We start from the raw sequence: 22996 nt of genomic DNA on the forward strand, positions 1-22996 counted from the left end.
CGAGCGCCACCGACAGTCGGCCCCACGCTCCACCTCACGGCCGTCGTGTGAGCTCGGCCCTGGTCAGCGGGGTTGCGGGCTGGCAGGATCACGCGCATGTCCGCGCTGCTCTCCCGTATCGGCAGGCGCCGGGCCGTCCAGGGGACGGTCGCCGGCGTCGTAGCCCTCGGGCTCCTGCTGTGGTGGCTGCTGCCGCTGGGCGAGGAGCCGCCGAGCGGGACGATCACGTTCAGCACGGGCACACACGCGGGCGTGTACCAGAAGTACGGCGAACTGCTGCGCGCCGAGCTGCGCAAGGACATGCCGGACCTGAACGTGCGGCTGATGACCAGCGCGGGCTCGCAGGAGAACGTCGAGCGGGTGGCGTCCGGGGAGGCGGACTTCACGATCGCCGCGGCCGACGCGGTGGAGACGTACAAGATCGCCGGTCGGCCCGGCGCCGACGAACTGCGCGGGGTGACCCGCCTCTACGACGACTACGTGCAGCTCGTGGTGCCGAGCGACTCGGACATCCAGTCCGTCGCCGACCTGCGGGGCAAGCGGGTCGCTATCGGGCTGCCGAACTCGGGCGTACGGCTGATCGCCACCCGGCTGCTGGAGGCCGTGGGCATCGATCCGGAGAAGGACATCACGCCCCGCGCGGACGGCATCGACACCGGCCCCGGACGGCTGGGCGACGAGCTCGACGCGTTCTTCTGGTCGGGTGGGGTGCCGACGGACGGGCTCAGGAAGATCGCGGAGACCTCCACCTTCCGGTTCGTGCCGATAGGCGAGGACCTCGTCACCAAGCTGCACGAGTCCGGCGGCGCGACCCGCTACTACCGCACCACCAACATGGCGGAGTCGGCGTACCCGACCGTGCAGAACGGCACCGTGGTGCCCACCATGGCGGTGTCCAACCTGCTGGTGACGCGCGCGGACGTGGATCCGCGGCTCACCGAGTGGCTGACCCGGACGGTGCTCGACAGCCGCGACGGCATCGGGGCGCACGTCCACTCCGCGCAGCTGGTGGACCTGCGCACGGCGATCTACACCGACCCCCTGGAACTGCACGAGGGTGCCCGTCGCTACTACCGGTCGGTGAAGCCGTAGAGCCCTTCCGGCTCCTTCCGCGGTCCCGACCTCGGCACCGTGACCGTCACCTCGAGGCCGTGCGGCTCGTGGTGCCCGAAGGAGACGGAGCCGTCGCCCGCGGCGAGCAGCGCCCGGCAGATGGACAGACCGAGGCCCGAGCCCTTGATGTTCTGGTGCCGGCCGCTGCGCCAGAATCGGTCGCCCACACGCGCGAGCTCCTCGTCGGTCAGCCCGGGGCCGTTGTCGGTGACGGCGACCCTGGCGGTCTCCCCGGTGGAGTCGACCGTGACCCGGACCGTCTCGCCGCGCGGCGTGAACTTCACCGCGTTGTCGATGACCGCGTCCAGGGCGCTGGACAGGGCCACCGGGTCGGCCCAGCCCGTGGTCGGCGGGCAGTCCCCCACCAGCCGCACGCCCTTGGCCTCGGCCGTCGGCGACCAGGCCGCCAGCCGCTCGGCGGCCAGCGCGCCGATGTCGGTGACCTTCAGGTCCGCCTCGCTGTGCTCCGCCAGCGCCAGGTCGAGCAGGTCGTCCAGAACCCGGGCCAGACGCTTGCCCTCGGCCTGGACGGAGGCGATCTCCTCGTTGCCCGCGGGCAGTTCCAGGGCGAGCAGTTCGATGCGCAGCAGCAGAGCCGAGAGGGGGTTGCGCAGCTGGTGCGAGGCGTCGGCGACGAAGGCGCGCTGCTGCTCCAGTACGTCCTCCACATGGTCCGCCATCTCGTTGAACGACCGGGCCAGGCGCCTGAGCTCCGGCGGTCCCCCGGCCGAGGCGACCCGGGACTTGAGCCGTCCGGTGGCGATGTCGTGGGTGGTGGCGTCCAGGACGCGTACCGGTTTGAGCACCCATCCCGTCAGCCGGAGGGCGGCGCCCACGGCGAGCAGCATGGCGGCGATCTCACCGGCTCCGATGAGCAGCCAGCCGCGCAGGGTGCGCGAGCGCATCGAGTCGGTGGGCGAGTCGGTGACCACGACCGCGACGACGTCCCCGTCCCGGATGACCGGTGAGGCGACCACGAGCCGGCCGTCCTCCCAGGGCCACACCTGCTGCGGATCGTGGCTGCGGCGGCTGAGCAGTGCCTCGTCGAACGCGTCCCGCACCTCGCCCGTCTGCGGGAGGAACCAGGTCGTCGGCGCGTTGGCCATCGGAATGTGGTTGCGGTAGAAGACGCCCGCCTTGATGCCGTAGACCTCGTCGTAGTTGGTGAGTTCGGTCTGCAGGGTCTCCAGGCGCTCGTCCGTGGTCGTCCGGCGAGAGCCGCCTGGTGCGTCCTCGGTGACGAACTGGGCGAGCGCGGCGAAGCGCGCCGTGTCGTCTATGCGGTCGACGACGACCTGCTGCTGCTCCGCGCGGGCGACGCTCACACCGAGCGGGACACCGAGCGCGAGCAGGACGGCCGCCATCAGGACGATGAGCAGCGGGAGCAGGCGTGTGCTCACCCGGCCCCGCTACGCGGTGGGAGCGACGAGGCGGTAGCCGACGCCGCGGACGGTCTCGATGAGCGCCGGCATGCGCAGCTTGGCCCGCAGGGAGGCGACGTGCACCTCCAGCGTGCGCCCGGTTCCCTCCCAGCTGGTGCGCCAGACCTCGCTGATGATCTGCTCCCGGCGGAACACCACTCCGGGGCGCTGCGCGAGCAGGGCGAGGAGGTCGAACTCCTTGCGGGTGAGTTGGACAACCGAACCGTCCACGCTGACCTGGCGCGTCGGCAGTTCGATGCGTACCGCTCCGAGGCGCACCACGGTCTCGGTGCTTCCCGTGGTGTCCTCGTGGACGGTGCGCCGGCTGACGGCGTGGATGCGGGCGAGGAGTTCTCCGGTGTCGTACGGCTTGACCACGTAGTCGTCGGCACCGAGGTTGAGGCCGTGGATGCGGGAACGGACGTCGGAGCGGGCGGTGACCATGATGACCGGGGTGCTGGTGCGCTTGCGGATCTTGCCGCAGACCTCGTAGCCGTCCTGGTCGGGCAGGCCGAGGTCGAGGAGGACGACGCCGAAGCAGTCGCCCCCGACGACGAGCGCCTGGAGTGCCTCCTCGCCGCTGCGCGCGTGGGTGACGTCGAAGCCGTGCCGTGCCAGGATCGCGGACAGGGCGGCGGCCACGTGGTTGTCGTCCTCGACGAGCAGCAGTCTCATCCGCGCCCCCTTCTGTTCATCGGCCGTACGATCGGGATGGGTAGGAAAGACGGGTGCACGCGCGCGTGCACCTTGTGCAGTGACGCCGATGGAGGGGCACCGCGTCAAGAGGGTTCCGGTTGCGGCCGCTCGAAGTTATCCGGCCGATATGAGCCCTGCTCACAAGTGCTACGACTCGTGTCCGATTGCTATCGGATCGTGATGCTCAGATTCCCCTCAGATATAGAGACGCGGGTCGTCCGGCGTTACTACTGTCCTCCGAAACCGAGGAGGACGGAGCCCGAGAGCGATGACCGAAGTATCGGTGGCCAAGGAAGATGTGGCCGCGACCGGCGAACTGGTCGTCCTGAAGAGTGTCAACAAGCACTTCGGCGCGTTGCACGTGCTCCAGGACATCGACCTGACGATCACCCGCGGCGAGGTCGTCGTGGTCATCGGACCCTCCGGGTCCGGCAAGTCCACCCTGTGCCGCACCATCAACCGTCTGGAGACCATCGACTCGGGAACGATCACGATCGACGGCAAGCCGCTCCCCGCCGAGGGCAAGGAGCTGGCCAGGCTGCGGGCCGACGTCGGCATGGTCTTCCAGTCCTTCAATCTCTTCGCGCACAAGACCGTGCTCGAGAACGTCACCCTGGGCCAGGTCAAGGTCCGCAAGGTCGACGCGAAGAAGGCCGAGGAGAAGGCCCGCGCCCTGCTCGACCGGGTCGGCGTGGGCGCCCAGGCGGACAAGTACCCCGCGCAGCTCTCCGGCGGTCAGCAGCAGCGCGTCGCCATCGCGCGGGCGCTGGCCATGGACCCGAAGGTCATGCTCTTCGACGAGCCGACCTCGGCTCTCGACCCCGAGATGATCAACGAGGTGCTCGAGGTCATGAAGCAGCTCGCCCGTGACGGCATGACCATGGTCGTGGTCACGCACGAGATGGGCTTCGCCCGGTCGGCGGCCAACCGCGTCGTCTTCATGGCGGACGGCCGCATCGTCGAAGAGGCCGCGCCGGACCAGTTCTTCAGCAACCCGCGCAGCGACCGTGCCAAGGACTTCCTGTCGAAGATCCTGCACCACTGAGCCTCCCGGCGCGGCTGCGACGCCCCTGCGTCGCCCGCGCCGGCGACTCACCCCCGTCGGCCGCGTCCGACCGCCTGATCCTCTGATCGTCCGATCGCAGTTCGATCACAGCCAAAGGATGTCCACCATGAAGCTCCGCAAGGTCACCGCCGCCTCGGCCACCATTTTCGCCCTCGCCCTGACCGCCACCGCGTGCGGCTCCGACGACGGAGGCGACAGCGGCTCTGGTGACGGTAAGAAGATCACCATCGGCATCAAGTTCGACCAGCCGGGCCTCGGCCAGAAGACCCCGCAGGGTTACACCGGCTTCGACGTCGACATCGCCACGTACGTCGCCAAGAAGCTCGGCTACACCGAGGACCAGATCGAGTGGAAGGAGTCGAAGAGCGCCGACCGCGAGACCATGCTGCAGCGCGGCGACGTCGACTTCATCGCGGCGACCTACTCGATCACTCCCAAGCGTGAGGAGAAGGTCGACTTCGCCGGCCCGTACCTGCTCGCGCACCAGGACGTACTGCTCCGCGCCGACGACGACAAGATCAAGTCGCCGGAGGACCTGAACTCCGCGAAGCTCTGCTCCGTCACCGGCTCGACCTCGGCGCAGAACGTCAAGGACAAGCTGGCCCCCAAGGCGCAGCTGCAGCCGTACCCGACGTACTCCGCCTGCCTGCCCGGCCTGCAGAACGGCGCCGTCGACGCCCTGACGACCGACGACTCGATCCTTGCCGGTTACGCCGCGCAGTCGCAGTTCAAGGGCAAGTTCAAGCTCGCCGGCTTCAAGCTGACGAACGAGAACTACGGAATCGGTGTCAAGAAGGGCAGCGACCTCAAGGCGAAGATCAACGACGCGCTGGAGGCCATGGTCGCCGAGGGCGCCTGGGACAAGGCGGTCAAGGACAACTTCGGCCCGGCCAACTACAAGAACGAGCCGGCGCCGAAGATCGGCGACGTCAAGAGCTGAAGCCGGGCCTGACGGGGTGTGCCGCCCTCTGGAAGGGGCGGCACACCGGGGCGGGCATCCCTACACGCGGAAGCGCGGGAGATCGTGTTCGACTTTCTTCAGGATTACGACCTGCTGGGAGCCTTCTGGACGACAGTGCAGCTCGCTGTGCTCTCGGCCGTCGGCTCCCTGATCTGGGGCACCATGCTGGCGGCCATGCGGGTCGGTCCGGTGCCGTTGATGCGTGGCTTCGGGACCGCGTATGTGAACACCGTGCGGAACATCCCGCTGACGGTGATCATCCTGTTCACGTCGCTGGGCCTGAACCAGACGCTGGGGGTGTCCCTCGGCGCCAACGACGTCGAGACGGTCAACTTCCGCCTCGCCGTCCTCGGCCTGATCCTCTACACCTCGTCCTTCGTCTGTGAAGCGCTGCGCTCCGGCATCAACACGGTGCCGGTCGGGCAGGCGGAGGCGGCCCGGGCGATCGGGCTCAGCTTCGGGCAGGTACTGGGGCACGTCGTGCTGCCCCAGGCCTTCCGCTCCTCCGTCGTGCCCTTGGCGAACGTGTTGATCGCGCTGATCAAGAACACCACCGTGGCCGCGGCCATCGGTGTCGCCGAGGCGGCGCTCCTGATGAAGGAGATGATCGAGAACGAGGCTCAGCTGCTGTTGATCTCCGCCGTCATCGCCTTCGGTTTCGTGGTTCTGACCCTGCCGACCGGCCTGATCCTCGGCTGGGTGGGCAAGAAGGTGGCGGTGAAGCGATGAGTTCCGTTCTCTACGACGCCCCTGGCCCCCGTGCCAAGCGGCGCAACATCGTCTTCACGATCGTCTTCGTGGTGGCCGTCGCGGCCCTGCTGTGGTGGGTGTTCGGCACACTCAAGGACAAGGGCCAGCTGGAATGGGTCCTGTGGAAGCCGTTCTTCTCCGGCTCCGAGGCGTGGTCCACCTACATCTGGCCGGGCCTGGAGAACACCCTGAAGGCCGCCGCCCTCGCGATGGTCATCGCGCTTCCGCTCGGCGCCGTCCTTGGCATCGCCCGTCTGTCGGACCACGTGTGGGTACGGGTTCCGGCCGCGATCGTGGTCGAGTTCTTCCGGTCCATCCCCGTGCTGGTCCTGATGATCTTCGGCCTCGCCCTGTTCGCCGAGTACACCAACGTCAGCTCGGACGACCGTCCGCTGTACGCGGTGGTCACGGGTCTCGTGCTCTACAACGCCTCCGTGCTCGCGGAGATCGTGCGGGCGGGCATCCTCACCCTGCCCAAGGGCCAGTCCGAGGCGGCGCTGGCCATCGGCCTGCGCAAGGGCCAGCTGATGCGGACCATCCTGCTGCCGCAGGCAGTCACCACGATGCTGCCGGCCATCGTCAGCCAGCTCGTCGTCATCCTCAAGGACACCGCGCTCGGCGGTGCGGTCCTCACCTTCCCCGAACTGCTCGCGTCGGCCAACACGATGAGCGGCTACTACGGCGCCAACGTCATCGCGAGCTTCACCGTGGTCGCCGTGATCTACATCGCGCTCAACTTCGCGCTGACAAGTTTCGCGAGCTGGCTGGAGCGACGGCTGCGGCGGGCCAAGAAGTCGACCGGTGCCGTACTCAAGGCGGACGACACCCAGGCGAACGCCGGAGCGGTTGCCTGACGCGCGGTCAGTACGTCCGATTGTCGAGGGAGGCAGTGGCATGATCGCCACTGCCTCCCTCGCTTGCCTCCGTCGCTTGACGCAGGCAGCGGCAATAGGTTGCATACGTTCTGTGACCGTGCACCCTGCTCCAACGTCCTGTTCACCTACGTCCCCCGGGACACCGCCACGGGCAGGGGGCACCGCACCGTGGACCCGGTGATCATCGCCGGAGCGGGGCCCGTCGGGCTCACGCTCGCCCTGGCGCTGGCGCGTCAGGAGGTGCCCTGTGTCGTCCTCGACGAAGGGCCGGGCAAGGACGAACCGCGCCCCGCGCGCACCGTCGTCCTGCGCGAGGAGGCCGTCGCGCTCGTCGAGCGGCTGACCGGCGCACCACTGACCGGGCTGGGTTTCCGTTGGGCCGGATGGCGGTCGATGCGGCGCAAGCAGGTGACGCGCGAGGTCGTGTTCGGCGACATCGATCCGGCGCCGCTGCACATCGCCCAGCACGAGCTGACCGGTGCTCTGCGCACGGCGCTCGCCCGCGAACCGCTCGTCAAAGTCGCGGTGGACAGCCGCCTGGTCAGCATCGAGCAGGAGTCCTCGGGCGTCACGGCCCACACCCGCGGCGCCGGCGGCACCTGGTGGCGCGGCAGTTACCTGGTCGGCTGCGACGGCCCCCGATCGACCGTGCGCAAACTCCAGGACATCCGTTTCCCCGGCCGCACGGCGGTGGAACGATACGCCGTCGCCGCGCTGCGCACGGAACTACCGTGGACCGACGAGGCGTTGCTCCACCGGATGCCACCGTGGCGGACCTCCGGCCCGTCGGCCGCCGAGGTCGTCGGCCGGCCTCTGCCGAACGGCGTATGGCGCCTGGACTGGCTGCTGCCTCCCGGCAAGGACCTGGTCACGCCGGAAATGCTGGTGAACCGGGTCCGCGAGACGCTCACCGGCTGGGGCGACGGGGCGACGCCGTCGTACGAACTCCTCGACACCGGAGTCCACACGGTCCACCACCGGCTGGCCCGTCGCTGGCGGGTGGGCCGTGTCCTCCTCGCCGGGGACGCGGCGCACCTCCTGGGCGCGCTGGGCACGCACGGCCTCGACGAGGGGCTGCGGGACGCCGACAACCTCGCCTGGAAGCTGGCCCTGGCCTGGCACCACGGTCCGCACGAGGCGCTGCTCGACAGCTACCAGAAGGAGCGGCGCACGGCGGTCGCCGCCCGACTGCGCGCCGCCGACCAGGTGCTGCCACTGCTGCGCGGCGGCGGAGGACTGCGCTCCTACGTACCCGGCTCGGCCCGCGGCCACGACGCGCTGCTCGCCGACGGGCACCTGGGGCGGGGGGCGCTGGGCGCGCCGGGGACGTACGCCGACTCGCCGCTCGCGCCCGAACACCTCGCGGGAGAGGTTTCCGTCGGCACACCGCCCGGTGCGCCCGTCAGTGACGTCCAGGTCACGGCGGAGGACGGCACGTTCGTACGGCTGCGTGACCGGCTCGGGCGCGGGGCGCTCCTGGTGCTGCTGATCGCGCCGGGCACGGGCGTGTGGGACCGCAAGCACTGGGTGACCGCCGGGGTCATGCCCCGGTTGGCGGCGGCGGTGACGGCACTGCCGCACCGCGCCGAGTTGCTGGTCGCCGAGAGTTATCCGGGTGCCGGGGCCCACACGGTGCTGCTGGTGCGGCCCGACGGCCACCTGGTCACGGCGCTGAGCGGGGTGCGCCCGGCCGACCTGTACGCGGCGGCGGAGGCAGCGCTGGGCGGGGCGACCAGGGTGGCCGCGGAGGAGGCGGAGGCGGGAGCCGCGGCCGGGGCCCGCTGAGCGGTCGTCCGTCGGTTCGCTGGGGGGCCGGGCGGTGGTCGACGGCGGTGGTCGACGGCGGTTGCCAGGGGTCGCCGACGGCCATCGGCGACGGGCACCCAAACGCCGTCCGCATAGTGATGTCGAGTTGACCGGCCTCCACCGCCATGGTCTACTCCGGATCGTGACCGACACCGATGTGCGCCTGTGGCGGAGGGTCCATATGGACCTCGTCCGCTACGCGGGCTGCGTGTGTCGCCCGTCCTGCTGAATTCGCCTCTCTTCCCCTCGCGCGCGCCGCTTCGACGTGCCGTCGCGCGCTCCTCGCGAACTTCTCAGGACGGTACCCCGTGTCTGTCTCCTCCCCCACCTCTTCCTCCACGGCCACAACCGCTCCCACTCAGGCCGAGCTCCTCGACTTCGTGCGGCGCACGGCCTCCGACGCCGAGCTGATCGCCTCCCTTCCCCTCGACCCGGAGGGCCGCACCTGGGTGCGGCTGGACGGGCCCGGCGGCAGCGAGGCCTGGCTGATCGGCTGGCCACCCGGCACGGGCACCGGCTGGCACGACCACGCCGAGTCCGTGGGCGCCTTCGTGACCGCGGCGGGCGAGCTCAAGGAGAACGCGCTCGCCGCCCGGCTGCCCACCGACGGCTGGAAGACGCTGGAACTCACCGACGGTGTGGACCGGGAACGCCGGTTGTCCGCGGGAAAGGGACGATCCTTCGGCCGGCACCACGTCCACGAGGTGCTCAACGAGTCGTCCGACCGGCACGCGGTCTCCGTGCACGCCTACTACCCGCCCCTGTCGCGGATCCGCCGCTACAGCCGCAGCGGACAGACCCTGCGCCTGGAGCAGGTCGAGCGCCCGGAGGACTGGCAGTGAGCGAGCAGGTCGGGATCGACGCGCTGCTGGAGCGAGTACGCGACGGCTACCGGCGGGTGGAACCGCGGGCGGCTCACGAGGCCGCCGAGGCGGGTACGGCACTGCTGGTGGACATCCGATACGCCGCACTGCGCGAGCGGGACGGCGTGATTCCCGGTGCCCTGGTGATCGAGCGCAACGAGTTGGAGTGGCGCCTGGATCCGCAGGGCAGCCACCGTCTCCCCGAGGCCACCGACCACGACCTGCGCGTTGTGGTGGTGTGCGACGAGGGCTACGCCTCCAGCCTGGCGGCGGAGTCCCTGCACCGCCTGGGGCTGCACCGGGCCACCGACCTGATCGGCGGGTTCCAGGCGTGGCGGGCGGCGGGACTGCCGGTGACCTTTCCGTAGCAGCCCGGCCGGACGCGCCGGGCGGCACATCGGCCCGCATGACGTGACGCCGTGTCAGAAGCTTTCGTCGCCGAAGAACTCCGTGTCCTCGCCCTCCTCCTCCAGTGCCTGGCGGACCACGCGCAGGGCCATGCCCTCGGGATAGCCCTTCCGGGCCAGCATGCCCGCGAGGCGGCGCAGCCTCTTGTCAGGGTCGAGGCCTCGGGTGGCGCGCAGTTTCCGGGCGACGAGCTCGCGCGCGGTCTCCTCCTCCTGCTCGGAGTCCAGCTGCGAGACCGCCGCGTCGATGAGCGTGGTCTCGACGCCCCTGGTCCGCAGCTCCCGGGCGAGGGCGCGCCGGGCCAGCCCGCGGCCGTGGTGCCGGGACTCCACCCAGGCGTCCGCGAAGGCGCTGTCGTTGATCAGGCCGACCTCCTCGAACCTGGACAGCACCTCCTCGGCGGCCTCGTCGGGGATCTCCCGTTTGCGCAGGGCGTCGGCGAGCTGTCTGCGCGTGCGCGGAGTCCCGGTGAGCAGGCGCAGGCAGATCGCCCGTGCCTGCTCGACCGGGTCCCGCGGAGGCTCCCCCTTCTCGGCCCTCGACGAGGAAGTGGTACCTCCGTCCTCGGCGGACGGCTCCGCGCGCTCGCGCCGTCGGCGCCCACGCGCACCGCCCGTTCCACGGCCCCGTCCGCCTCCGCGACGCGCCTCGCCGTCACCGTGGCGCGCCTCGCCTCCGTCACGGGTACCGACGGCGGTCGGTACCGTCTCGTACGGGTCCCTCTCGTACGGGGCCGCTGCTGCCCCGTACGCGCCGTCACCCGTTCCGGCGGAGCCGTCCGCGAACTCGGCCCAGTCGGTTCGTCGCGTCACGGGTCAGCTCTTGGCTGCCGCGGCCTTGGACTTGGTCGCCTTGGCGGTCGCGGGGACGGTCACCGCCGGCGCGGCGTCGGCCGGAGCGGTGGAGACGGCGGCGTCCGCACCCGGTTCGGTGGCGGGCTCCGCGGGACGTACGCCGACGCCCAGCTTCTCCTTGATCTTCTTCTCGATCTCGTTGGCCAGGTCGGGGTTGTCCTTCAGGAAGTTGCGCGCGTTCTCCTTGCCCTGGCCGAGCTGGTCGCCCTCGTACGTGTACCAGGCGCCGGCCTTGCGGACGAAGCCGTGTTCCACGCCCATGTCGATCAGGCCGCCCTCGCGGCTGATGCCCTGGCCGTAGAGGATGTCGAACTCGGCCTGCTTGAAGGGCGGCGCGACCTTGTTCTTGACGACCTTGCAGCGGGTGCGGTTGCCGACCGCGTCCGTGCCGTCCTTCAGCGTCTCGATGCGGCGGATGTCGATGCGCACGGAGGCGTAGAACTTCAGCGCCCGACCACCGGTCGTGGTCTCCGGGGAGCCGAACATCACACCGATCTTCTCGCGGAGCTGGTTGATGAAGATCGCGGTGGTCTTGGACTGGTTGAGCGCGCTGGTGATCTTCCGCAGTGCCTGGCTCATCAGGCGGGCCTGCAGACCGACGTGGCTGTCGCCCATCTCGCCCTCGATCTCCGCGCGCGGGACGAGCGCGGCGACGGAGTCGATGACGATGAGGTCGAGGGCGCCGGAGCGGACCAGCATGTCCACGATCTCCAGGGCCTGCTCGCCGTTGTCCGGCTGGGAGAGGATCAGGTTGTCGATGTCGACGCCGAGCTTCTTCGCGTACTCCGGGTCGAGGGCGTGCTCCGCGTCCACGAACGCGACCTGGCCGCCGGCCTTCTGCGCGTTCGCCACCGCGTGCAGGGTGAGGGTCGTCTTGCCCGAGGACTCGGGGCCGTAGATCTCCACGACCCGGCCACGAGGGAGGCCACCCACGCCGAGGGCCACGTCGAGCGCGGTCGATCCGGTCGGGATGACCTCGATGGGCTCCATCGACCGCTCGCCCATGCGCATGACCGCGCCCTTGCCGAATTGCCGTTCAATCTGTGCGAGCGCGGCGTCCAGGGCCTTCTCGCGGTCGGTTCCTGCCATGGGTTCCACCCGGTTTGCTTGATTCGATCGCTTCACGTCAAAGACGCTAATGCCTGCCACTGACAATGGGCCCCGATGCGGGTCCGGCCTGTGGATAACCCGGGCGCTTCTCCACCCAAACCCACTCGAATCACCCATCATGAGCCCTGCCGGAGCCTCCATGAGAATGGATGTTCGATTTTTGTGTCAAGCGCACCACACGGCACTTCCGAGAGTACGACTGCCGGGCCGACGGCCGAGTGGTTGGATACGGATGCGACGCGAGGAGAGGGGACGCCGTGGCCAAGGTCAGCATCAGTCTCGACGCCGAGTTGGTGGTGGAAGTGATGGTCCTGGCCGGCATCGGCTCGCCCCAGGACGCCGTCGAGGCGGTGGTGCGGGACTACATCGCCCGCGGTCACCGCACGGAGACCCGCACCGAGCTCAAGGACCGCAACCTGCGTGAGGTCGACGCCAAGCCGCAGGAGCCGCAGGGCTGACCCCTGTTCCTCCCGGGCGTCTCCGACCGGACGACGACGGCGCGGGCGGCCGCGCGGCTCGCCGTGTTCGCGGCCGACTGCGCGGTCGAGGTGAGCGGCATCACCCTCCAGGCATGGCGCGGGGTGCCCTCGCACCTCACCATGGAGACGCCCTTCGACACCGCCGTGTCCATGACGCTCGCGGTGGGCGGCGGCGCCCTGGTGGTGCTGCTCACCGTGTTCGCGGTCGCTTCGTTCCGCCGTCGGCCCACGGGCCCGGCGGGAACGCCCCTGGCGGTGCGCTCCGGGTTCGCGGTACTGCTCGTCGGGCTCGCCTCGGGCGCCGCGATGATCGCGCGCGGGGTGGTGCTCACCCGCACCGGACACCAGGAGGCCGCCTACCACCCCACCGCATGGCTCAAGCCGCAGCGCGGTGTGTCCCTGCACGCAGTCCTGGTTGCTGCCGGTGCCGGCCCGACTGCTGACCCTCATCCCGTGGAGCGGAACCGTACGGCAACGGGTCGTGGCCGGGGCGGTGTGCTGCTGCGCGGCTGCCGTCGTCCGGCGCCGGCGCCTGGGCCGGCCTCACGTACTGACGCGACCCCTCAGGAGGAGCCGCCGTCGCCGGTCCCCTCCGTCCCGGGGCGCCCCCGCTCGGGGCGCCGGGCCCACAGTTTGCGCAGCCGCGTGGATGACCCGGGCGCCGCCCGGCGGTTTGGCCGTCCGTGGACGCGAGGATCGTCCGTGACGTCGTAACGCCTGACGTACGCCCCGAGGAACGCCTGCAGCGTGGCGACCGCCGGGATGGCGATCAGCGCGCCGACGGCGCCGAGGAGTGCGGTGCCCGCGATGACCGAGCCGAAGGCGACCGCGGGGTGGATGTCCACGGTCTTCGACGTCAGCTTGGGCTGCAGTACGTAGTTCTCGAACTGCTGGTAGACCACCACGAAGATCAGTACCCACAACGCGTACCAGGGGTTGACGGTGAAGGCGATCAGCATGGGCAGGGCGCCCGCGAGATAGGTGCCGATGGTGGGGATGAACTGCGACACCAGGCCCACCCACACAGCCAGTGCGGGCGCGTAGGGCACCTCCAGGACCTCCAGCAGAACGTAGTGCGCTATGCCGGAGATCAGCGCCATCAGACCGCGCGAGTACAGGTAACCTCCGGTCTTGTCCACGGCGATCTCCCACGCACGCAGGACCTCGGCCTGCCGGGCGGGCGGCAGGACGGAGCAGAGCGCGCGCCGCAGCCGGGGGCCGTCGGCTGCGAAGTAGAACGAGAACAGCAGGATCGTCAGCAGCTGGAAGAGTCCGCCGAGAACCTGGGCCGACACGTCGAGGACGCCGGTGGCGCTGTTCTGCACGTAGTTGCGCAGCCAGTCGGAACGGAGCAGGCCCTCCTGGATGTCGACCCGTCGCAGCTCGGTGTGGAAGTGGCCGTTGACCCAGTTGATGACGGCGTCGAGGTAGTCGGGGAAGTCCTCGACCATCTTGATGATCTGGCCCGCGAGCATGGAGCCGAGCAGCGTGACGAACCCCGCCGCCGCGATCAGCACGGCGAGGAAGACGAGGAAGGTGGCCAGCCCGCGGCGCATGCCGCGTCCGGACATCCAGCTCACCGCGGGTTCGATGGCGAGGGCCAGGAAGAACGCGATGAGGATGTTGATCAGCAGGCCGGTGAGCTGGTGGAAGGCCCAGCTGCCGAGCTGGAAGACGGCGATGAGCGCGAGGGCCAGCACCATGGCGCGCGGCAGCCAGCGTGGCATGCGCGCGCCCGGCCCGGCGGAGCCCCCGGCCGGAGGCTCGGTGGGCGGTGTCGTGCCGCTCGGGGAGGGGTGCCGGGTCGCCTGCCCGGTCTCGTCAGTGGGTGCCACGGACCAAGTCTCGCCCACGCCACGGACAGCGGAGCCCGATCCGGTGATCTTCGTGACCGATCAGCGCCGTTCCTGTGGCACGTTCATGACGGTGCAGACCACCCGCCACACGTCCTTGGCATCCCAGCCGGCGTCCAGCGCCTCGTGCACCGTACGCCCGCCCAGCTGCGTCATCACGTGATCACGCGCGAACGTGTCGGCGTAGCCCGGACCGAAGTGATCCGTCATCCGCTCCCAGAAGACCGTCAACCGCATGACTCCAGTATCCCGCCCCTGAGAGTGGGCCCCGGGCCCGGACCCCGAGCCGGGACCGTTCGTCGGCCTACGGTCTGTCCCATGGCCGAAACCGGAGCTTCCCCACTTCCCCCGACAGCCCTCACGCCTCCGTCGGGCTCACCCCTCGCGCGCGCGGAGCACTTCGTGTGGCTGACCGCGCGCGTACTGGAGCAGCGCCTCTTCGCGTACCACTTCCGCGACGGCGACGCCGGACCGGTCGAGACCGCGCTGGACGCCTACCGCAACGAGGACGGCGGGTACGGCCACGCGCTGGAGCCCGATCTGCGCGGCCCGATCAGCCAGCCACTGCACACCGCGCGCGCCCTGCGCGTCCTGGACGTCGTGGGACGCTGCCGCGGACAGCGCGTGGAGCGGGTGTGCCGCTATCTGACGTCGGTGTCCACCCCGGACGGCGCCCTGCCGGCGATCCGTCCCGGCCGGCGTGGGTATCCGGTCGCCCCCTTCGTACGGGTCGTGGACGACCCGCCCGGCGAACTCCTCGCCACCGGTCCGGTGGTCGGCCTGCTGCACCGCAACGAGATCTGGCACGCCTGGCTGTTCCGGGCCACGGACTTCTGCTGGCAGGCCGTCGAGTCGCTGGGAACCTCGCACCCGTACGAGGTCGAGGCCGCCGTGTCCTTCCTGGACACCGCTCCCGACCGCCCGCGCGCGCAGGCGGCGGCCAACCGGCTGGGCCACCTGGTGCGCGCGCAACGCCTCGCGGTGCTGGACCCGGACGACCTCGACGCGTACCCGGTCTCCCCCGGCTATGCCCCGGGCGAACACCACTTCCCCCACGACTACGCGAGGAGCCCTGACTCCCTCGCGCGCGCGTGGTTCACGGACGACGAGATGGCCCGTTCCCTCGACTTCCTCGCGGCGGAGCAGGAGGAGGACGGCGGCTGGCCCGTCCGCTGGCGCCACTGGGCCCCCGCCCCCACCCTGGAGGCACGCCCAGGGGTGACGCTCGATGCCCTGTGCACGCTCCGGGCGTACGGCCGCTCCCTCGGCTGACCAGGCTCACCCGCTCAGGGCCCGCTCACCTCAGCCACCCATGGCCCGCACACCCGCGGTGACCACCACGGCCGCCGCGACGACGAGCAGGAACGGCGCGCGCAGCACCAGCGCCACAGCGGCCGCGGCGACTCCCGCGGCCCGCGCGTCCAGCACGAGCGCGCGCCCGTCCGCGAAGGTCTGCTGGGCCGTGAGCGCGGCGAGGAGGGCGACGGGCAGCAGGGCGGCGAGGCACCTGACCAGGGGCCGTTCCAGGGTGCCCGCGGGCACGAGCAGCCCGAGGAGCTTGACGGCGTAGCAGCCGACTGCGGTCACGCCGATCGCGATCCAGATGCTCAACGTTCTCCCTCTCGTGCGGAGTCGTCCTGTGCGCGGTCGTCCCGCGCCGAGTCCGGTACGGCGGCGCCGCTGCGGCGCCCTTGCGCCCACAGGACGACCGGCGCCGCCAGCGCGGCCGCCAGGACAGGCACGCCGGCGGGCAGCACGGGCAGCAGCCCGAGCCCGAGAAGGACGGCCACAGCGGCGACCGCGCGCTCGGTGGTGGTCGTCAGCATCGGCGCGAGCAGTGCCAGGAAGACCGCGGGTCCGGCGGCGTCGAGGCCCCAGGCGTCGGTGTCCCCGATGGCCTCGGCACCCAGTGCGCCGAGCAGTGTGGTGACGTTCCACAGCAGGTAGAGGGTCAGTCCGGTGACGGTGAAGCCGATCCGGACACTGCGCCGCGTGGGCTGTGCGAGGGCCACGGCCGTCGTCTCGTCGATGACCCATTGCGCGGCGAACGGCCGCACCGCGCGCGGGAGGGCCAGCAACTGCGACAGTCGCAGCCCGTAGAAGGCGTTGCGCACACCCAGGAAGAAGGCCCCCGCCGCCGCGGTGAGCGGGTTGCCGCCTGCCGCGAGCGCCCCCACGAGCGCGAACTGGGACGCTCCGGTGAACACCAGGAGGCTGAGCGCGCAGGTCTGCAGCAGCGTCAGCCCACTGCCGGCCGAGGTCACGCCGAAGGCGAACCCGGAGAGTCCGACGGCGACTCCGACCCCCAAGGCGTCCCGTACGACGGCGGCGTCCGGCTTGCCCTCGACGCCCCTGTCCGGGACAGCTGTCTGTTCTGTCACGCCTCGAACGGTAGGAGAAGCCGTCGCCGCGCGTCTTGTACGTTCTTGCGCTCCCGTTGGTAGGCGCCGGGCGGTACGCCCACGATCCGCGCGAAGTGCCGGTTCAAATGCGGCTGGTCGGTGAACCCCACGGCGACGGCGGCGTCGGACGGCGTCGTCCCGGCGTCCAGCAGCCGCCGCGCCCGGCGTACGCGGGCATCCGTCAGCCAGGTGTGGGGCGGCATTCCGTAGGCGTCACGGAAGGCGCGCAGCAGTGCGAAGGGGCTGCTGCCGAGCTCTCCGGCGAGCTTCTCCAGAGTCGGCGGGGCGGCCATCCGCTCCTCGAGCACGGCACGCGCGCGTGCCGCGATCCGGGACCCGGCCGTCCGCACCTCCCGCAGCGGCAGCGGGCCGCCGTTCAGCCGCAGCAGCCGGGTCACGGCCACCCGCAGCAGGGTGTCGGCGGCGAGCGCGTTCCCCTCGTCGGCGGCCCGCAGCACCCGGTGCACCAGCTCGACGGTGTACGGATCGTCGAGCACCGGCCGGACGAACCCCGGCGTGCCGCGCAGCGTGGTCGTCTCCGCCGCTATCCCGGACACCAACTCGGGCGCCGGATAGACGGCCCCGTACCGCCATCCCTCGGGCACCCCGGCCCGGCCCGTGTGCGGTGTGTCGGGGTTGACCAGGGCGAGTGATCCCGCGCCGGCGTACTGATCACTCCCACCGTGGTGGAAGATCTCCGCTCCGTCGGCGATGGCGGCGATGACGAAGTGCTCGTGGGTGTGGCGTACGAAGGTCTTCCGTATGTACTGGGCCCGCAGCAGATCGACGTCGGGCAGCTCCGCGTACCGCCAGTGCCGTGCCCGCTCACTCGATCCCGCCATGCCCCGCTGCTCCGTCACCGCTGCTCCGCCACTGCTTCTCACCACCGGTTCTCCGCCACTGATTCTCCGCCACCGACTCGCCGCCGGTTCTCCGTCGCCGGGTCCCCGCCGGTTCTCCGTCGCCGGTTCTCGGCCGAGGGGCGGGGAGCCGTCGGACCGTGGCCGCGGGCCCGGCCGAGCGCTCGGCGACACCCACTCCACCAACCTGGTGGTACATGCGTCGCCGCGCCCGCCGACCCGGCCGAGCACTGCCGACTGCCCTCACCGCCCCAGCCGGGCCATCGCCACTCGCCGCTCTCCCAGCCCCGGATCGGCGGTCGGCCCCGTCGCCGGGGCCGGGCGGCGTCGGATTCTCACCGTCCGCCGCCGTCCCGCACCTGGCCCGCCATTCCGCACCGCCGACCACGTCCGCCCAGCTCAGGCCGATTGTCAGTGGTCGGGTGCACGATGGATCCATGGTCAGCTCCGCACACCGAGCCCTGGACGGCTTCTCCCCCGCGACCCGCGGTTGGTTCACGGGGGCCTTCTCCGCGCCCACCGCCGCCCAGGCGGGGGCGTGGCAGGCCATCTCCGAGGGCTCGGACGTGCTGGTGGTCGCGCCCACCGGCTCCGGCAAGACGCTGGCCGCCTTCCTCGCCGCCCTGGACCAGCTGGCCTCGACGCCCCCACCCGCCGACCCCAAGAAGCGCTGCCGCGTCCTGTACGTCTCCCCGCTCAAGGCCCTGGCCGTCGACGTCGAGCGCAATCTCCGCAGCCCGCTGACCGGCATCCGCCAGGAATCCGTGCGCCTCGGCCTGCCCGAGCCCGAGGTAAAGGTCGGCATCCGCTCCGGCGACACCCCGGCCGCCGAGCGCCGCGCCCTGGCCACCCGCCCGCCGGACATCCTGATCACCACCCCCGAGTCCCTGTTCCTGATGCTGACGTCGGCCACACGCGACGCGCTGACCGGCATCGAGACGGTGATCCTGGACGAGGTGCACGCGGTCGCGGGCACCAAGCGCGGCGCACATCTCGCGCTCACCCTGGAGCGGCTGGACGAACTGCTCCCGAAGCCGGCCCGCCGCATCGGCCTGTCGGCGACGGTCCGCCCCGTGGACGAGGTCGCCCGGTTCCTCGCCCCCCGCGGCAAGGTGGAGATCGTCCAGCCGGACTCGGGCAAGGAGTTCGACCTGTCCGTCGTCGTCCCGGTCGAGGACCTGGGCGAGCTGGGCGGCTCCCCGGTCGCCGACGGCAACGACGGCGCGGAGCGGCCGTCGATCTGGCCGCACGTCGAGGAGCGGATCACCGACCTCGTCCAGTCGCACCGCTCCACGATCGTCTTCGCCAACTCCCGGCGCCTGGCCGAGCGCCTGTGCAACAGGCTCAACGAGATCGCGTACGAGAGGGCGACCGGCGAGCCGCTGGACGAGCACCACTCCCCCGCCGAACTGATGGGCGGCTCGGGCGCCGCCCAGGGCGCCCCACCGGTGATCGCCCGCGCCCACCACGGCTCGGTCTCCAAGGAGCAGCGCGCCCTGGTCGAGGAGGACCTCAAGGCGGGCCGCCTGCCCGCCGTGGTGGCCACCTCCAGTCTGGAGCTGGGCATCGACATGGGTGCCGTCGACCTCGTCGTCCAGGTCGAGTCGCCGCCCTCCGTCGCCTCCGGTCTCCAGCGCGTCGGCCGCGCGGGTCACCAGGTCGGCGCGGTCTCCACGGGCGTGGTGTTCCCCAAGTACCGTGGCGACCTGGTCCAGGCGGCCGTGGTCACCGAGCGGATGCGCAGCGGCGCCATCGAGGCCCTCAGGATCCCCGCGAACCCGCTGGACGTCCTGGCCCAGCAGCTCGTGGCGATGACCGCACTGGACACCTGGCAGGTCGACGACCTCCTCGCCACCGTCCGCCGCGCCGCCCCCTTCGCCTCGCTCCCGGAGTCGGCCTTCACGGCCGTCCTGGACATGCTCGCGGGCCGCTATCCCTCGGACGCCTTCGCCGAGCTGCGCCCGCGCGTGGTGTGGGACCGGGTCGCCGGCACGGTCACCGGCAGGCCGGGCGCGCAGCGCCTCGCCGTCACCTCGGGCGGCACCATCCCCGACCGCGGGCTCTTCGGGGTCTTCCTCGCCGGGGCCGATCCGAAGAAGGGCGGCGGCCGGGTCGGCGAGCTCGACGAGGAAATGGTGTACGAGTCCCGGGTGGGGGACGTCTTCACGCTCGGCACCAGCTCCTGGCGCATCGAGGACATCACCCGCGACCGCGTCCTGGTCTCCCCCGCACCGGGCGTCCCGGGCAGGCTGCCCTTCTGGAAGGGCGACCAGCTGGGCCGCCCCCTGGAACTGGGCCGGGCGCTGGGGGCCTTCCTGCGCGAGGTCGGGTCCCTGTCCAAGGAGGACGCCCGGCTGCGCCTGGTCACCGCGGGCCTGGACGCCTGGGCGGCGGACAACGTCCTGGCGTACCTCGACGAGCAGCGCGAGGCCTGCGGCCACGTCCCCGACGACCGCACCATCGTGGTGGAGCGCTTCCGGGACGAACTGGGCGACTGGCGGGTCGTGGTCCACTCCCCGTTCGGCGCTCAGGTCCACGCCCCCTGGGCGCTCGCCCTCGGCGCCCGGCTGTCCGAGCGGTACGGCATGGACGCGCAGGTCATGCACGCCGACGACGGCATCGTGCTGCGCCTGCCGGACGCCGACCTGATGGGCCTGGACCTGCTCGACCAGGATCCTGCGAAGCCGGGACTGGAGTACGACGCCGAGCAGGCGCCCGTCGGCGCGGCCGACGTCGTCTTCGACAAGGGCGAGGTCGACCGGGTCGTCACCGACCAGGTGGGCGGCTCCGCCCTGTTCGCGTCCCGGTTCCGCGAGTGCGCCGCCCGCGCACTGCTGCTGCCGCGCCGCAGCCCCGGCAAGCGGACCCCGCTGTGGCAGCAGCGCCAGCGCGCCGCGCAGCTGCTCGAGGTGGCGAGCGAGTACGGCTCGTTCCCGATCGTCCTGGAGGCCGTCCGCGAATGCCTCCAGGACGTCTTCGACGTGCCCGGCCTGGCCGAGCTGATGGGCGACCTGGAGTCCCGCAAGGTGCGCCTGGTCGAGGTCACCACTCCCGAGCCGTCCCCCTTCGCCCGTTCCCTGCTCTTCGGATACGTCGCCCAGTTCCTGTACGAGGGCGACTCGCCGCTCGCCGAACGCCGTGCCGCCGCCCTCTCCCTGGACTCTCGGCTGCTGGCCGAGCTGCTCGGCCAGGCGGAGCTGCGCGAGCTGCTCGACGCGGAGGTCCTGACCGAGCTGGAGCGCGAGCTGCAGTGGCTCACCGAGGACCGCCGGGCCAAGGACCCGGAGGGCGTCGCGGACCTGCTGCGGATGCTCGGCCCGCTCACGGACACCGAGCTGGCCGAGCGTGGCGCCGAGCCGCAGTGGGCCCCGGAGCTGGCCGCAGCCCGCCGTGCGATCAAGGTACGCATCGCCGGCGCCGAACACTGGGCGGCGATCGAGGACGCGGGCCGACTGCGCGACGCACTGGGCACGGCGCTGCCCGTGGGGGTGCCCGAGGCCTTCACCGAGCCGGTCAAGGACCCGCTCGGCGACCTCCTCGCCCGCCACGCGCGTACCCACGGCCCCTTCACGTCGGTCACCGCCGCGGCCCGCTTCGGCCTGGGCGTCGCGGTCACCGAGGGTGCCCTGCAGCGCCTCGCGGCGGCAGGCCGGGTCGTGCAGGGCGAGTTCCATCCGGCCGGCATCGGCCAGGAGTGGTGCGACGCGACCGTACTGCGCAGGCTGCGCCGCCGTTCCCTGGCCGCGCTGCGGCACGAGCTGGAGCCGGTGCCGCCGGCCGCACTCGGCCAGTTCCTCCCCCAGTGGCAGCACATCGGCAAGGGGCACGCACTGCGCGGCATCGACGGGTTGGTGCGGGCCGTCGAACAGTTGCAGGGCGCCTCCGTGCCCGCCTCCGCCCTGGAGAAGCTGGTCCTGCCGTCCCGAGTGGCGAACTACACCCCCGCGATGCTGGACGAGCTCACGGCCGCCGGTGAGGTGGTGTGGGCCGGCGCGGGTTCCCTCCCCGGTAAGGACGGCTGGGTCTCCCTCTATCTGGCGGACGCGGCCCCGCTGCTCCTGCCGCCCCCGCATCCCCTGGAGCCGACCGCCCTCCACGAGTCCGTCCTGAGCGTCCTCTCCGGCGGATACGGCCTGTTCTTCCGGCAGATCGCCGACCAGGTCCGCGCCACCACCCACCCGGACGTCACCGATCCGCAGCTGGCCGACGCCCTGTGGGACCTGGCCTGGTCCGGACGGCTGACGAACGACACGCTCGCGCCCCTGCGCTCCCTGCTGGGCTCGGGTCGCACCGCGGGCTCCACGGCCCACCGCGCCAAGCGCGCCGTGCCACGCGGACGCTACGGCTCGCTGACGGCCGCCGCCCGGGCCGCCTCCCGCACCGGCCCGCCGACGGTCGCGGGCCGCTGGTCGCTGCTCCCGGCCCGTGAGGCCGACACCACGGTGCGTGCCCACGCCCTGGCCCGCACGCTCCTCGACCGGCACGGCGTGGTGACCCGCGGCGCCGTCGCCGCCGAGGGCGTCGAGGGCGGCTTCTCGGCGGTGTACCGCATCCTGGCCGCCTTCGAGGAGAGCGGGCAGGCCCGGCGCGGCTACGTGGTGGAGGGGCTCGGCGCGGCGCAGTTCGCCATGGAGGGCGCCGTGGACCGGTTGCGCGCGGTGGCGGGCGCCCGCGAGCGCGGCGACGGCGCACCCGGACGGGCGGAGTTCACCGGCGGCGCCATCGACCACCGCACCGCACGCGACGGCTCCACCGGCCAGGCCTCCGACTCCTCCGGCTCCCCCTTCGACACGGCTCCGTCGGCCTGGCCTCCGCCTCCCCCTTCTGCCTCCCCCTTCGACTTCGCGTACGGCGATCGCGGAGCCCCCGGTGGCCCGGACCACTTCGACGACGTCTTCGCAGACCCTGATGGCCCGGGCCGGCCCCCTTCCCGTGGTGACTACATCTCCCCCCGCGACTACGCCGAACCGGGCGCGGGCGGCCCACGCGGCGGCGGGGGCGCACACGGCGGCTCCGGTGGCCCGCGGGGCCCGTACGACACCGGATCTCCCGGCCGTCGCGGCCGCCCCTCCGCCGGGCCCCGGGCCGTCGTCCTGGCCGCCGCGGACCCCGCGAACGCGTACGGCGCGGCCCTCGCCTGGCCCGAGCCGCCGGCCGGTGCCACCCACAAGCCGGGCCGCAAGGCGGGGTCCCTGGTGGTCCTCGTCGAGGGCGAGCCCGCGCTCTACATGGAACGCGGCGGCAAGACGCTCCTGCTCTGGCCCTCCGATCCGGACGGCCCGCCCACCGAAGACCTGCGTCTGCGGGCGGCCACGGAGGCACTGGCAGCGGCCGCCCGCGCCGGTTCCCTCGGCACGGTCACGGTGGAGCGGGTCAACGGCGCGGCCGCGCTGACGTCACCGCTCGGCCCCCTCCTGGAGGAGGCGGGGTTCATCGCCACCCCCCGTGGCCTGCGCATCAGAGCCTGAGCCTGTCACCC

At 71.8% G+C, this 22996-nt stretch carries 21 protein-coding genes and 1 pseudogene; 13 read left to right on the forward strand and 9 right to left on the reverse strand.

The features are described 5' to 3' along the window. Nucleotides 1-96: 96 nt before the first annotated feature. Nucleotides 97-1092 (forward strand): TAXI family TRAP transporter solute-binding subunit, encoded by a 996-nt coding sequence (locus RM812_RS19435; RefSeq protein WP_311574109.1) that lies wholly within the window; start codon nt 97-99, stop codon nt 1090-1092. On the opposite strand, the gene RM812_RS19440 is transcribed toward RM812_RS19435, so the two are convergent. Both RM812_RS19440 and RM812_RS19445 read right to left on the reverse strand, forming a co-directional pair. After that, nucleotides 1071-2513 (reverse strand): sensor histidine kinase, encoded by a 1443-nt coding sequence (locus RM812_RS19440; protein WP_311574111.1) that lies wholly within the window; start codon nt 2511-2513, stop codon nt 1071-1073. The genes RM812_RS19435 and RM812_RS19440 overlap by 22 nt on opposite strands. Nucleotides 2514-2522: 9 nt before the next feature. Next, nucleotides 2523-3209: a response regulator transcription factor gene (locus RM812_RS19445; RefSeq protein ID WP_311574114.1), complete on the reverse strand. Its 687-nt coding sequence runs from the start codon at nt 3207-3209 to the stop codon at nt 2523-2525. Between the two features lie 289 nt (nt 3210-3498). Between RM812_RS19445 and RM812_RS19450 the strand changes: the two genes are divergently transcribed. From RM812_RS19450 to RM812_RS19485, 8 genes are all read left to right on the forward strand, one after another. Then, complete coding sequence (locus tag RM812_RS19450; RefSeq protein ID WP_311574116.1) at nt 3499-4275, forward strand: amino acid ABC transporter ATP-binding protein; 777 nt, start codon at nt 3499-3501, stop codon at nt 4273-4275. A 127-nt stretch (nt 4276-4402) separates the two neighbouring features. Next, the gene (locus RM812_RS19455) at nt 4403-5236 is read left to right on the forward strand and encodes a glutamate ABC transporter substrate-binding protein (protein WP_311574118.1); all 834 of its coding nucleotides are present in this window, start codon (nt 4403-4405) and stop codon (nt 5234-5236) included. Between the two features lie 84 nt (nt 5237-5320). Beyond that, nucleotides 5321-5986, forward strand: coding sequence for an amino acid ABC transporter permease (locus RM812_RS19460; protein ID WP_311574120.1), 666 nt, complete (start codon nt 5321-5323; stop codon nt 5984-5986). Next, nucleotides 5983-6861, forward strand: a complete 879-nt coding sequence (locus tag RM812_RS19465) for an amino acid ABC transporter permease (RefSeq protein ID WP_311574122.1) — start codon at nt 5983-5985, stop codon at nt 6859-6861. The genes RM812_RS19460 and RM812_RS19465 overlap by 4 nt, the downstream gene beginning before the upstream one ends. A gap of 189 nt (nt 6862-7050) precedes the next feature. Then, the gene (locus RM812_RS19470) at nt 7051-8667 is read left to right on the forward strand and encodes an FAD-dependent monooxygenase (protein ID WP_311574184.1); all 1617 of its coding nucleotides are present in this window, start codon (nt 7051-7053) and stop codon (nt 8665-8667) included. Between the two features lie 178 nt (nt 8668-8845). Beyond that, complete coding sequence (locus tag RM812_RS19475) at nt 8846-8917, forward strand: putative leader peptide (protein ID WP_309544753.1); 72 nt, start codon at nt 8846-8848, stop codon at nt 8915-8917. 79 nt (nt 8918-8996) lie between these two features. Beyond that, nucleotides 8997-9530 (forward strand): cupin domain-containing protein, encoded by a 534-nt coding sequence (locus tag RM812_RS19480; RefSeq protein WP_311574126.1) that lies wholly within the window; start codon nt 8997-8999, stop codon nt 9528-9530. Then, nucleotides 9527-9919: a rhodanese-like domain-containing protein gene (locus RM812_RS19485; protein WP_311574129.1), complete on the forward strand. Its 393-nt coding sequence runs from the start codon at nt 9527-9529 to the stop codon at nt 9917-9919. Before RM812_RS19480 ends, RM812_RS19485 begins: the two co-directional genes overlap by 4 nt. Before the next feature lie 54 nt (nt 9920-9973). Here RM812_RS19485 and recX read toward each other — a convergent pair whose 3' ends face one another. Continuing rightward, complete coding sequence (gene recX, locus RM812_RS19490) at nt 9974-10771, reverse strand: recombination regulator RecX (protein WP_311574131.1); 798 nt, start codon at nt 10769-10771, stop codon at nt 9974-9976. Between the two features lie 3 nt (nt 10772-10774). After that, complete coding sequence (recA, locus tag RM812_RS19495; RefSeq protein ID WP_311574133.1) at nt 10775-11902, reverse strand: recombinase RecA; 1128 nt, start codon at nt 11900-11902, stop codon at nt 10775-10777. A 278-nt stretch (nt 11903-12180) separates the two neighbouring features. Between recA and RM812_RS19500 the strand changes: the two genes are divergently transcribed. Together RM812_RS19500 and RM812_RS19505 are read left to right on the forward strand one after the other, a co-directional pair. Beyond that, nucleotides 12181-12381: a DUF2191 domain-containing protein gene (locus tag RM812_RS19500; protein ID WP_311574135.1), complete on the forward strand. Its 201-nt coding sequence runs from the start codon at nt 12181-12183 to the stop codon at nt 12379-12381. 48 nt (nt 12382-12429) lie between these two features. Further along, nucleotides 12430-12956 (forward strand): annotated as a pseudogene (locus RM812_RS19505) (hypothetical protein); the annotation flags it as partial. Between the two features lie 9 nt (nt 12957-12965). Here the strand turns inward: RM812_RS19505 and RM812_RS19510 are convergent. Then, on the reverse strand, nt 12966-14237 hold the full coding sequence (locus tag RM812_RS19510) for an AI-2E family transporter (RefSeq protein ID WP_311574138.1): 1272 nt from the start codon (nt 14235-14237) through the stop codon (nt 12966-12968). 60 nt (nt 14238-14297) lie between these two features. Then, nucleotides 14298-14492 (reverse strand): DUF3046 domain-containing protein, encoded by a 195-nt coding sequence (locus RM812_RS19515; RefSeq protein WP_311574141.1) that lies wholly within the window; start codon nt 14490-14492, stop codon nt 14298-14300. Nucleotides 14493-14573: 81 nt separating this feature from the next. Here RM812_RS19515 and RM812_RS19520 point away from each other — a divergent pair, with 81 nt between their 5' ends. After that, nucleotides 14574-15527 (forward strand): prenyltransferase/squalene oxidase repeat-containing protein, encoded by a 954-nt coding sequence (locus RM812_RS19520; RefSeq protein ID WP_311574143.1) that lies wholly within the window; start codon nt 14574-14576, stop codon nt 15525-15527. 30 nt (nt 15528-15557) lie between these two features. Here the strand turns inward: RM812_RS19520 and RM812_RS19525 are convergent, their stop codons facing one another. From RM812_RS19525 to RM812_RS19535, 3 genes are read right to left on the reverse strand one after another with little or no spacing between them, the layout of a single operon-like run. Next, nucleotides 15558-15866, reverse strand: coding sequence for an AzlD domain-containing protein (locus RM812_RS19525; protein ID WP_311574145.1), 309 nt, complete (start codon nt 15864-15866; stop codon nt 15558-15560). Beyond that, entirely contained in the window at nt 15863-16636 is a 774-nt protein-coding gene (locus RM812_RS19530; protein WP_394816485.1) for an AzlC family ABC transporter permease, read from the reverse strand. Before RM812_RS19530 ends, RM812_RS19525 begins: the two co-directional genes overlap by 4 nt. Then, nucleotides 16633-17517 (reverse strand): AraC family transcriptional regulator, encoded by an 885-nt coding sequence (locus RM812_RS19535; protein WP_394816486.1) that lies wholly within the window; start codon nt 17515-17517, stop codon nt 16633-16635. Before RM812_RS19535 ends, RM812_RS19530 begins: the two co-directional genes overlap by 4 nt. Nucleotides 17518-17954: 437 nt before the next feature. Here RM812_RS19535 and RM812_RS19540 point away from each other — a divergent pair, with 437 nt between their 5' ends. Further along, nucleotides 17955-22985, forward strand: coding sequence for an ATP-dependent helicase (locus tag RM812_RS19540; RefSeq protein WP_311574149.1), 5031 nt, complete (start codon nt 17955-17957; stop codon nt 22983-22985). The last annotated feature ends 11 nt before the right edge of the window (nt 22986-22996 follow it).

Origin of the sequence: Streptomyces lancefieldiae, assembly GCF_031845825.1 — a bacterium.
Taxonomy (GTDB): domain Bacteria; phylum Actinomycetota; class Actinomycetes; order Streptomycetales; family Streptomycetaceae; genus Streptomyces; species Streptomyces lancefieldiae.